We start from the raw sequence: 11,935 nt of genomic DNA on the forward strand, positions 1-11,935 counted from the left end.
ATATTATGCTCCCCTTCTTCCGTAAAATACGCTGGCGTTTAGCCCAGGACAATCAGTTCTTCAAATACAGCAGATATGCCATTGGGGAGATTGTGCTTGTTGTAATTGGGATATTGATTGCACTTCAAATCAATAATTGGAATGAGCAGAGAAAAGAAAGGGAACTCGAGAAAAGATTGCTGTTTAATCTCAAACAAGAATTTGAAGAAAATTTAAACACGATTAATTCGGTCATAAGTAAAAGGCAGATTCAGTTAAATGGGCTCAGGAGATTTGACTCATTAATCATGGACCCTCGCTTTCTGGTCAAGTACTCTGAAATTGACAGCCTGATCGGATTAAGTAGATATATTCCGAATTTTGAACCCAAGACAGGAGTTTTGGAAAACATTATTAGCTCTGGGCAACTGAGCATTATTCAGAATGGATCACTCCGAAAGTCCCTTTCAAATTGGACCGGAGAATTAGATGATCTCCGGCGAAAGGAAGATGCGCTTCAGGATATCATAGTTTTTCAGTTAAATCCTTATTTAACCAAAAAACATACTTTGCTGTTATCCGACAATTATATCGTAGAAACCCTTTGGGATAACAATACGTATTTTGATAAGGCATGGAGAATCAATCGAAATTCATCCGTAGCGGAATTAAAATATGACAGATTGTTGAAAGATCCAGAATTTGAAAGTTTGCTTTCACTCATAAATTTATGGGCTATAAGCGGTCAGCTTTCATCAGAAATCCTGAAAGAAAAAGTTGAGAGAGTTATTGCTATCATTGATCAAAATCTTGATGACTAAATCAAAAGCTCATTGAGGTCGTCTTCGGGAGCCGGATACAAAACTTTTGCTTAACCCCTCAATCATTTCATCCAACTCCATATTCCAAAAATTATAATAACGGAATTTCCCTACCGCGGGAAATGAAAATCGTTTAGACATCTCGATAAATAATCAAATCCATTCGGAAGTGAAATGATGCCATTCGTCCTTAACCATTATTACATCTGAACCACTGATACTATATTTAGTTTTCAAACTTAGCAGATGCTACCATTTTTCCGTAAAATACGCTACCAGTTAGCGCAAGATAATCAGTTCTTGAAATACTTAAGATATGCCATTGGGGAGATTGTACTTGTTGTGACAGGTATACTCATTGCTCTTCAGATTAACAATTGGAACGAGGAAAGGAAGAGAAGAGAAATTGGAACAGCTCTTTTAAAAAATCTAACATCAGATTTGATTAGAAACCAAGAGCTATTAACCAGAGATATTATATGGCATAAAAATGCCGTAAATTCAATAAACATTTTAGTAAAGGTTCATAAAGAAAACATTCCTTATCATGATTCTTTGCAAAAACATTTTCACAATGCACGCAAATTTCCAGATCCGAGATTGTCTTTCGCTGCCTATGAGGAAGTAAAAATTAAGGGTTTGGATTTCATATCATCACCGGAGCTTAAAAAAAAATTATAGATCTATACGAGGTTTCAATTGAGGATATGATAGTTACCCTGAGCAGGCTTGAAGGAGCTTTGAGACCGACACAGATGAGTCATCAATTACAAAATTTTGAGGCAGGTAAAAACAAGTTAATCCCAACAAATAAAAACACAATAATGCAAGATGAGGTTTATCTAAATATTATTTCTCAAAGATTGTCATATACAGATTGGTCCATTAGAATTAAAGAACAGTTGATTAAAGATATGACCGAAGTAGTAAATTTAATTCAGTCTAAATTACAGAAGTGATCCCATTTTTCCGTAAAATACGATGGCGTCTTGCCGCAAATAATCAATTCTTCAAGTATAGCAGATATGCCATTGGAGAGATTGTGCTTGTTGTGGTTGGTATTTTAATTGCACTTTACATCAATAACTGGAATCAGGAAAAAAAGGAACAGAAAAAGTTTAATCAGACTCTGGCCGAAGTTGAGCAGGAACTTATGTTTAATATTGGGATGTCACGCTTTTTTATTGGTGAATTCATAAGAATGGACTCAATCTATCAAAAACTCTTTATCGATAGTTTAAAATTTAAAAATTATAACAGTTTAAATCGATTATTAATGTTTCATCCTGTTTGGCCAGCAAGAAATAAATCTTACGAGCAACTTAATCAAACCATTAATTTGACAAGTAAGCAAGATTCTATTTTGGATAAATTGAGATGGATTTATGGGGTTTCTAAAGGTAACATTGAGTATCTAGAGGAGGAATATATAGAGAAAAAGGAGAATAACTTAGAAAAATTCAAAACTTACGATTGGTATAATATCTGGGTTTTCAATAATTTGGATGATGAAAGGATTATAAATTTCTTCTCAAATGATCCCGAATATTTAAAAATGGCAGCGGAAAATTTCGATTTGTCTAGTAGCTACAGATGGGCGCTTCAAGAATATGTTCTAATGGCCACCAGAGTTTATCAAGATATCTTTCATTATTTGAATAGTATCAAATTTAAACATTCAGATTCCTTACTGTACGAATATAATCCCAATGATTATAAACACTACCTAGGAAAATATGATGCAAAATGGTGTTCAGTCAAGAATTATGTTCTTGATGATTCAATAGCTATAACTATTGAAGAAGATAAACTATTTTGGTATGGCTACCGGCCCGATGGACCAAATACCAGAACCGAAATAATACCATTTGATAAGTATCATTTTATAGATGACCGGTTTGCAGGAATATATTATTTAGAATTTGATGATCAAGGCAATATTGAGGGCATCAGATACAGTCAAGGGCCTAATTTTATCCTAAAGATTAAAAAGGTCCGCTAATTATTCCCCCAACTCCTCGATCATTCTATCTAACTCCAGATTCCCAATATTATAATAACGGAATTCCTTAACCATCGGAGCCGTTACATTGACCACGATCAATACCCCACTTGATTTATATCATTGGATATTAGGTTTTTGAAGTTTTCCTTTATCTTATGGTTAGAAATATACTCTTCACTTTGCTGCTTGTTGTTGCAATTATTGGTTGTAATAACGATGATGAAACATTACCAGTTCCTGATTTAAGAAAAACATTTATTCCTGATGATAATTTCGAACTAGCTTTAATTGAATTAGGATATGATGACGTATTAGACAATCAGGTAATATCAGAGAATATAAAAGATGTAGTTGAATTGGATCTTTCTGGATTAGGAATAAAAAGTTTAATGGGTATTGAAGACTTTACATATTTAGAATATTTAGATTGTAACTTTAATGACCTCATTGGTTTAGATGTGAGTCAGAATAAATTCTTAAAAAAGTTATGGCTATGGGACAATGAACTAACAAGTCTTGATGTAAGTAATAACAAATCATTAGAAACTTTATATTGTGCCTCCAATGAACTAACAACTTTAGACCTGAGTAATAACACAGCCCTGTATCATTTGGAATGTTGGGGAAATAAGCTCACAAGTTTGGATGTTAGTAATAAACCAGGATTGAATTATGTTTATTGTCAGCAAAATCAACTAACAAGTTTGGATTTGAGTAATAGTCCATCCCTCGGTATTATCTTTTGTAATGATAATGAACTTGAGGACCTCGATGTGAGTAGTAACAAATATTTATTTTATTTATTTTGTGGTGGAAATAGATTAACAAATTTGGATGTAAGTATTAACACCTCTCTAGAAAGAATGGGATGTCCCTCGAATCAAATTACCTGTATAAAGGTCAATGAACCTCAGCTTAAAAATAAGGTGTCAGATTGGGTAAAAGATGATACCGCTACTTGGTCATTAGAATGTGAATGATAATTCGTGTTTTACCACTCATCAATCAACTCATCCAACTCCATATTCCAAATAATCTCATAACGAAATTTCCTAACCACGGAGGGGTCAATTGACCACAATCAATTCCCTACATGATTTATGTCATTGGATATAAGGATTTTGAGAACTTCCTTTATCTCATGGTTAAAAATATACTCTTCACTTTACTGTTTATCCTTTTAACGGTTAGTTGTAAGGATGATGATGAACCTTACTTTCCAGATAATCCTTATGAAACTTGGGGCTATGCATATATTCCTGACGATAAGTTTGAAAGTTGGCTTATAAGATTAGGTCACGACGATGTTATGGATGATAATGTTTTGATCGAAAACATTAAAAATATAGAACGTCTTGAGGTAAAGGAAGGCTATCCTTATGATATCACTGATTTAACAGGTATCGAATATTTTGAAAATCTCAGAGTATTAGATATTTCAGGTAATCAGATATCGGGATTAAACCTAAACAATAACAAACTTATTTCAGAATTAAATTATAACCAGACAAATATCGATGATTTAGAAATAGGTCATTTGAAGGATTTAAAAAGGTTGGAATGTGCCGGAAATAAAATCACTTCGTTGGATTTAACACTATATCCAGCTCTTCAAAAATTAAATTGCTCGGATAACGAGTTAGAAGTCCTAGATATAAGCAAGAATAAATCATTAATCGAGCTGGAGTGCCAAGTGAATAAACTTTCAGAGTTAGACCTAAGCCAAAATCCATTACTTGAGCATCTCAATTGCGATATAAACCAGATTACAGAATTGAATCTGAGGAATAATAATGAATTAACCTATTTGAATTGCTCTCGAAATAAAATTCAAGGTCTGGATGTCAAAGACAAAAAAAATCTCGAACAATTATGGTGTGACAATAATCAATTATCTGAATTGGATTTAAGAAATAATAATCTGCTAAATGAACTTTCATGTCATACCAATGAAATCTCGAATCTTGATGTAACTCAAAATATTCTTTTAAAAAGATTAATGTGTGCTCTTTTACCTATTACTCAGATAGATTTAAGTAATAACACTCTTCTTCAATATCTAAATATTGGTGGGACTTTGATGAAAACTTTGGATCTTACAAATAACCACTTGCTGAGTGACTTTAAATCCCCTCGAGGTATTCTTGAATATATTGAATTTAGTCAAAATAGTACAATGGAAAAGTTATGGGTTACCGAAAACAGAATAAAAGCATTGAATGTGAGTAATATGCCATTATTGGAAACACTTGTGTTTGATCAAAACAACATACAAGAAATTGATATTAGTAACAATAATTTATTAGAACTATTGATCTGTTCTGAAAATGAATTGATAGATCTTGATCTAAGCCAAAATTTTAATATAAGAACAATTTGGTGTCAGAATAATCAATTGGAAGAACTCGACATAAGCCATATTCCTATTACTAATTTTAATTTATTACGCTGCGAAAACAACAACCTATCGTGCATTAAAATGAATCAAGATCAAATTGATAAAGCAAATAGTGATATCCGATGGACTAAAGATGTTAATGCGACCTGGTCATTGGAATGTGATTGATTATTCATGTTTTCCCGACCCCTCAATTATTTCATCTAACTCCATATTCCGAAAATATTAATAACGCAATTTCCCAACCACCGGAGCCAGCACATTGACTACAATCAATTCATTACATGATTTAAATCATTGGATATTGGGTTTTTGAGAACTTCCTTTATCTCATGATTAAAAATATACTCTTCACTTTGCTATTGTCCTTTACAATCGTTGGTTGCAATAACAATGATGAAAATGAACCCTATGAACCTGTTAATCCTGTTGATCCATTTGAAAGGGAAGGTTACACCTATGTTCCAGACGATAATTTTGAAAAAGAACTTATAAGGAAAGGTTTTGATGATGTATTGGATAATTATGTTTTGACAGATAAAATTAACAACATCGACAAATTGGATATGAGTAATTTGGAAATTAAGGATTTAACAGGTATTGAAGATTTTACTTATTTATCTGGACTGTGGTGCATTGGAAATCAACTATCAAAGTTAGATGTTAGTGAAAATATTTATTTAACGCATTTAGCCTGTGATGACAATCAATTAACAAATTTAGATGTAAGCAATAATACTTCTTTATCTAGGTTGTCGTGTCAAGCAAATCAGTTAGTAAATTTAGATGTAAGCAAGAATAATTCCTTAATCAATTTGGAATGTGGTGAAAATCAAATAATAAGTTTGGATGTAAGCAATAACCCTTTATTAGAAAAATTGTACTGTTATCGAAACCAATTGGAAAAATTAGATGTCAGTAAGAATATCTCTTTAAATTATTTAGTATGTGGAGAAAATCAACTATCAAGATTGGATATAAGCAATAATAATTCTTTAACCAATTTGGAATGTGGCAATAATCAACTATCAAGTTTAGATGTAAGCAATAATAATTCTTTAACCAATTTGGAATGTGGCAATAATCAACTATCAAGTTTAGATGTAAGCAAGAATATTAATTTAGAGTATTTATCTTGTCAGAAAAATCACCTAACAAGTTTGGATGTAGATTCCAACTTGCACTTAGCTCAACTTCGTTGTTCTGACAATCAATTAACAAGTTTGAACGTAAAAAATAAATCTAATTTAGAATACCTTAATTGTCAAAATAACCAGCTATCAAACGTAGACATTTCTAATAATGAATCCTTAAATGGGGTTTGGTGTTCAGAAAATAAATTGACTGATTTAAATATTGTTGATTGTCCTTCTTTAGCAATAATAAGATGTCAGAGGAATTCATTGCAAAGCTTGAACATAAAGAACCTCAAATCTTTGGTTTTACTGAGTTGTCAAGAAAATAATTTGACCAATTTAGATGTTAGTAATAATATGTCCCTGAAACAACTTGATTGTGGGTCCAATCAACTATCCAGTTTGGATATTAGTAACAATCCAATTTTAGATTTATTATATTTTGAAAGTAATAATATAACAAGTATCAATATAAGTGACAAGCCTTTATTAAGGCGATTGGTTTGTTATAATAATCAATTAACGAGTTTAAATATTAGTAATAATTATAATCTGTGGATGTTAGAATGTCAGTCAAATCCATTGGAGTGTATACAGGTAAATCAGGAACAATTGGACACAGACATTAATAGTCAATATTGGACAAAAGACGATACTACTTCCTATTCCTTAAATTGTGATTCTTAGATTTATTCACCATTCCATATCTATACCCCAGCCCCATATTTTCCGTTTCCATTCGCTGACCTAAGGATGTATGTCCGGCTTCGGAAACAGCATCAATTTTCTTCCCGAAAACTTATAGTCATTAGTTGTTTGTTCTTGAGGTTTTATATACCCTCGGGAGGGTATATATATCTGTATATCAGATATTTCGTTGATTAAAATCAAGTTGTAAATTGATTAGTATCATTGTTGAATTTATAATTCCCTACTAATTTTATCTCTTATAATAGGATACTGCGTGATAAATGCCAAATGGCATAGATTTTTAAAATTAATATAACTCAAAAATCTAACGATATGAAGAATCCTATTAATCTTAAACTTACAGTATCTGTGATGTTTTTGGCCCTTTTGACTTTTTGTGCAGATGACGACCCAATCCAGTATCAGCTTGAAACATCGTGTATCCCTAAAGAAACAGGAACGGTAACCCCTTTACCCGGCATGTATAATGAAGGAAGCGAAATTGAACTCAAGGCAACCCCTATAGATGAGTATATTTTTAAAAACTGGACCGGCGATGCCAGTGGTAATGCAAACCCTTTGAAAGTTATCATGCTTGAAGATAAAAATATTACGGCTGTTTTTGAAAAAGTACAATACAACCTGGACATCATTATCAATGGAGGGGGTACTGTTAAGCAGGAAGTCCTTCAATCCAAAACAACGACTTTCCCATCCGGAACACATTTGAAGCTAATTGCTACTCCTTTTCCCGGATGGCAATTCGTATTTTGGGAAGGTGATGTTGAGGGCGTGGAGAATCCCATGGAAATTACAATGACAAAGTCCATGACCATTACCGCTTATTTCGAGCCAACTAAACAGACCTATGTTCCAGACGACAACTTTGAAAAGGCACTTGTAGACCTCGGACTGGACAGACTGATGGACGACTATGTGTTTGATCTTTACGTGGCTTACATCGAAGAATTGGACCTAACCGGTTTAGGCATCAAAGACCTTACAGGCATCGAGGCCTTTACCAATCTGAAAGAATTAAATTGCTCGAATAATGAATTGAGCACATTAGATCTTACTAAAAATATCCGCCTCGAAAGCTTGAACTGCTCAAACAATGAATTGAGCACATTAGATCTTACTAAAAACATTAAACTGTCCAGCTTAGATCTGTCAAACAATTCACTTGAAGACATAGACTTGACCAATAACAAGAATCTTTATGTTTTAATTTTATCTAACAATGAGCTCAAAAGGCTCGATATTTCGCACTTGACAGAATGGATAAATTTATGGGCTGATAATAACAAATTAAAATGTATCCAGGCCCATGAGGATCAATGGACCAACGCCCTAAATGATTGTACGCCTCCGCCTTATCTACCACCTTCACCCTATGACACCTGCATGGTTGTAGACGAAGGAGTTACCTTCTCTTTGGACTGCGACAACTAAACTTCCCCTCATGAAAATGAAAACCCGGTGGTGAGATGCTATCGGGTTTTCTTGATGAGGATCAATTATTCGGGTTTCCTTTTCCAATACCCCAGCCTTCTATTTTCTAGTTACGGCTCCGGATCTGATGCCCATTTAAACATCTCGATAAATAATCTATCCCATTCGGAAGTGATTTGATACCGTTCGTCCATGATGAGTATTGTGAATGATTAACCGATGCTATATTTAATTATAAAACTTAGCAGATGCTCCCCTTTTTCCGTAAAATTAGATGGCGCCTTGCCGCAAATAACCAATTCTTTAAGTATAGCAGATATGCCATTGGCGAGATAGTGCTTGTTGTGATTGGGATTCTCATAGCTCTCCAGATTAACAACTGGAATGAGAATCGGAAGTCAAAATTGATTCTAAAATCTCATTTGGAGACCTTGAAATCAGATCTAGAGAGTGACATCAAGAATCTGGAACTCTTAATGAATAACGCATCTTTTAGGTATCATTCAATGCACGTCATCTTGAAAAGAGCTGGTTTCAAGGAGAACAATGTTGCATTCTATAATATTCCAAAGTTTAAAGGCGATTTTTTTGGATATAAATCAATCCCTGATGAAATTGATTCGACGTTCTTGCAATTTGCATTTACCGCTGTTGGGTACATTTCGCATTTTGATGCTACCATGAATGGACTGGATCAATTAAAAAATTCTGGCTTGTTATCTTTTATCGACGATAAAAATATAATTGAAGAAATAGACGATTACTACATAAGGCATGAGCGATTTCTGGGTAAAAAGGAATGGCAAAGTCTGATTTACTATAAACAGTATTGGATCACCCTGTTAACCGAGAATGGATTTAGTCCTGATGCCGGTTTGGTCATCAATGATGTCATGAAATGGTTGCAAAAGGATCCCGAAGCTGTTGCAGCATTACGCAATCTAGTAACCAATGCGGAATTCATTTACGCCAACTCCATTTTGCAAATAGAGATCGGAAACAACCTAATAGAGAATATTGGCAAAACTATAGAGAATTTATGATGATCCCATTTTTTCGTAAAATACGCTGGCGATTAGCCCAAGACAATCAGTTCTTTAAATACAGCAGATATGCCATTGGAGAGATTGTGCTTGTTGTTGTTGGGATTTTGATTGCGCTTCAGATAAATAATTGGAATGAGCAACATAAGTCAGATGCGAAAATTGATGTGCTTTTTGAAAAGGTATTAATTGAACTGGTTGCCAATATCAATGAAACACAAAAAGTATTTCAAAATTCTAAATACCTGGACACTCTTGGTTATTTGGTAATATATAACAACTTAGCTTACGATGATTATGCCATGCCTAAATATGACAAAAATGGCGCTCGGGTATTAACCTATTTATATTTCCCATACGATTATGAATATGATATGGTTTTCTTAAACACAAGTGCTTATGACAATTTAGTTTTAAATATGGATTTAATACCTTCTAAATATGACCAAGTAGTTAGTGAATTAAATATTATGTATTCCATGGATAAGAAAGCCATTGATATTGCTAATAAGAATATGATTGATTTTGTGAAGGATATTAAGGCTGAGCACCGTAAAAAATACAATTGGTATTCCGATCATGTATTTAGTCCTAATCAAAATAGGGAAATGATTGATTACATGCTGAATAATTATCTTTATAAAAATGAGGTGCAAGGCTGGTGGAATTTAAGTCGTGCCCAATTAAATAATACCCTAAGTTATCGAAATCGTGCCGTACGGATTTACCAAGAATTGGCGATGTTATTAAATATGCCAACAGTTCATGACAGCTTTAAAGTTGATCCTGAAGTTGTGAATCTGCTAGTTGGAACTTATAAATTAATATCTGAAGATGGAGTGTATGATCCGGAAGAATATAAATTTGAAAACAACCTCATAATGACTTACAAACCTCTACAACCTGACATTGCGTGGGAGAATACGTTTATAGATTTAAAAAAAACAAAATCTAGATCCGTCATTTCGATGTTGCGAAACAGTGGCGCAGTTTATATGACATATATTGTTGAGGGGGACTCGCTATCCGTTATAAATAATGGTGGTAGTACCTGGAAGTTTATAAAAGTTAATTAGTCCCAATTTTTACATATTAACTCCGCTAGTCCTTCACTTCTGGCATCTTACTCCAGGCATTCCCAAGTAATTCACTCATGGCCTAGTATACATTCAATAGCAACGAATTGTTCAATACTAATATTGAGCATTTTACTAAAAACCCTTCGAGATGCATCCAAATTAATCTCGTATGTTCACTCAAGATTTATTTAATCGCTATTATTGCGCTTGAAGGCCCTTCAAGTGGCATCAATATTGTTTCTTTAAACCCTGCCATCTCAGACCACGATTTAAATTCGGATAATGAAAAATCAAATCCTTCATCCGTTTCGATAGCCATATTCAAAGACATCATCAATCCGAAAGTATTTTTTTCCCTTTGATCATCAATAATATTTTCAATAACAATAAGTGCACCTCCTTCAGGTAAAGCTTGATAGGCCTTTCTAACTAACATAACTTTGTCCTGAGCACCCCAATCGTGAAGAATATTTCCCATCGTTATAATATCTGCATTTGGGAAGTCATCAATAAAAAAATCTCCCGAAACAATATCTATTCGTTCAGTTAAACCAAATTGACTTACGTTTTCCTTTGCTATAGGGCCTACAGGAGGTAAATCAAATGAAATACAATTCATGTGATTATTGTTTTTTGCTACGATAATGGAAAGGTTGGCACCTGAACCACCCACATCACATAGTGTACTGTAATTTGAGAAATCAAAATCTCGAGCCAGTTTCATAAAATTACCGGCTTGTACACCTCCCATACCATGAATAAATTCCCTAAGTCTGTCCTCATCAGAATAAATGGCTTCAAAAAGAGGTTTTCCACCATTTTTTGACTCGTTTTGAGGGCCTCCGGTTTTTAAGCATTCCTCTAAATCATTCCAAAATGGATAGAGTCTGTTATTAGACATTTCCAGAATACCACCAATATAACTCGGTTTGTTTTTGTCTAAAAACATTTCGGAATCATCTGAATTTCCATACATGGCGTTTTCCTTCAATCCTGTGCGATTCAAAAATCCTAAAGCCACAAGTGTATCTAAAAAATCATAAAGTGATCGATCATGCAGTCCCAGCTTGTTTTGAATTTCTGAGCCCGAAAGCATTCCGGCAGACAATTCTGTGAAAAGTCCCATGTTTACGGCTGTCAATAAAGTTTTTGATGCCCAAAAACCCATCCCAACCTGCATTATCTTTGACGGGGTAACTTGATTTTGAATTGATTGTTCCATATTTCTTGTGTTTTAAATTCCTAAAAGCATATTAAATTATTTTAATCTTCGACCGGATACGAGATTGATCGATTTTATAATCTTGTGTAAATTTTGAATATACGTTCCTC

At 33.6% G+C, this 11,935-nt stretch carries 11 protein-coding genes; 10 read left to right on the plus strand and 1 reads right to left on the minus strand.

Annotated elements, in window-relative coordinates; genetic code table 11:
* The first annotated feature begins 5 nt into the window (after positions 1 to 5).
* From LCM02_RS08235 to LCM02_RS08280, 10 genes are all read left to right on the plus strand, one after another.
* Positions 6 to 800 (plus strand): DUF6090 family protein, encoded by a 795-nt coding sequence (locus LCM02_RS08235; protein ID WP_224927908.1) that lies wholly within the window; start codon positions 6 to 8, stop codon positions 798 to 800.
* 246 nt (positions 801 to 1,046) lie between these two features.
* Positions 1,047 to 1,481, plus strand: coding sequence for a DUF6090 family protein (locus tag LCM02_RS08240; protein ID WP_394369935.1), 435 nt, complete (start codon positions 1,047 to 1,049; stop codon positions 1,479 to 1,481).
* A gap of 26 nt (positions 1,482 to 1,507) precedes the next feature.
* Positions 1,508 to 1,759: a hypothetical protein gene (locus tag LCM02_RS08245; protein WP_224927912.1), complete on the plus strand. Its 252-nt coding sequence runs from the start codon at positions 1,508 to 1,510 to the stop codon at positions 1,757 to 1,759.
* Positions 1,756 to 2,802: a hypothetical protein gene (locus LCM02_RS15955; protein ID WP_224927913.1), complete on the plus strand. Its 1,047-nt coding sequence runs from the start codon at positions 1,756 to 1,758 to the stop codon at positions 2,800 to 2,802. Before LCM02_RS08245 ends, LCM02_RS15955 begins: the two co-directional genes overlap by 4 nt.
* 158 nt (positions 2,803 to 2,960) lie before the next feature.
* Complete coding sequence (locus LCM02_RS08255) at positions 2,961 to 3,785, plus strand: leucine-rich repeat domain-containing protein (RefSeq protein WP_224927915.1); 825 nt, start codon at positions 2,961 to 2,963, stop codon at positions 3,783 to 3,785.
* Between the two features lie 113 nt (positions 3,786 to 3,898).
* Positions 3,899 to 5,371 carry a leucine-rich repeat domain-containing protein gene (locus tag LCM02_RS08260; RefSeq protein ID WP_224927917.1) on the plus strand — a complete coding sequence of 491 codons (1,473 nt, stop codon included), beginning with the start codon at positions 3,899 to 3,901 and terminating at the stop codon, positions 5,369 to 5,371.
* 164 nt (positions 5,372 to 5,535) lie between these two features.
* Entirely contained in the window at positions 5,536 to 7,026 is a 1,491-nt protein-coding gene (locus tag LCM02_RS08265) for a leucine-rich repeat domain-containing protein (RefSeq protein ID WP_224927919.1), read from the plus strand.
* Positions 7,027 to 7,362: 336 nt separating this feature from the next.
* Complete coding sequence (locus LCM02_RS08270) at positions 7,363 to 8,481, plus strand: InlB B-repeat-containing protein (protein WP_224927921.1); 1,119 nt, start codon at positions 7,363 to 7,365, stop codon at positions 8,479 to 8,481.
* Between the two features lie 248 nt (positions 8,482 to 8,729).
* The gene (locus LCM02_RS08275; protein ID WP_224927923.1) at positions 8,730 to 9,524 is read left to right on the plus strand and encodes a DUF6090 family protein; all 795 of its coding nucleotides are present in this window, start codon (positions 8,730 to 8,732) and stop codon (positions 9,522 to 9,524) included.
* Positions 9,521 to 10,600, plus strand: coding sequence for a hypothetical protein (locus tag LCM02_RS08280; RefSeq protein WP_224927925.1), 1,080 nt, complete (start codon positions 9,521 to 9,523; stop codon positions 10,598 to 10,600). Before LCM02_RS08275 ends, LCM02_RS08280 begins: the two co-directional genes overlap by 4 nt.
* Before the next feature lie 187 nt (positions 10,601 to 10,787).
* Here the strand turns inward: LCM02_RS08280 and LCM02_RS08285 are convergent, their stop codons facing one another.
* The gene (locus LCM02_RS08285; RefSeq protein ID WP_224927927.1) at positions 10,788 to 11,825 is read right to left on the minus strand and encodes an acetylserotonin O-methyltransferase; all 1,038 of its coding nucleotides are present in this window, start codon (positions 11,823 to 11,825) and stop codon (positions 10,788 to 10,790) included.
* Between the last annotated feature and the right edge of the window lie 110 nt (positions 11,826 to 11,935).

It is taken from the genome of Lutimonas saemankumensis, assembly GCF_020171465.1.
GTDB lineage: Bacteria > Bacteroidota > Bacteroidia > Flavobacteriales > Flavobacteriaceae > Lutimonas > Lutimonas saemankumensis.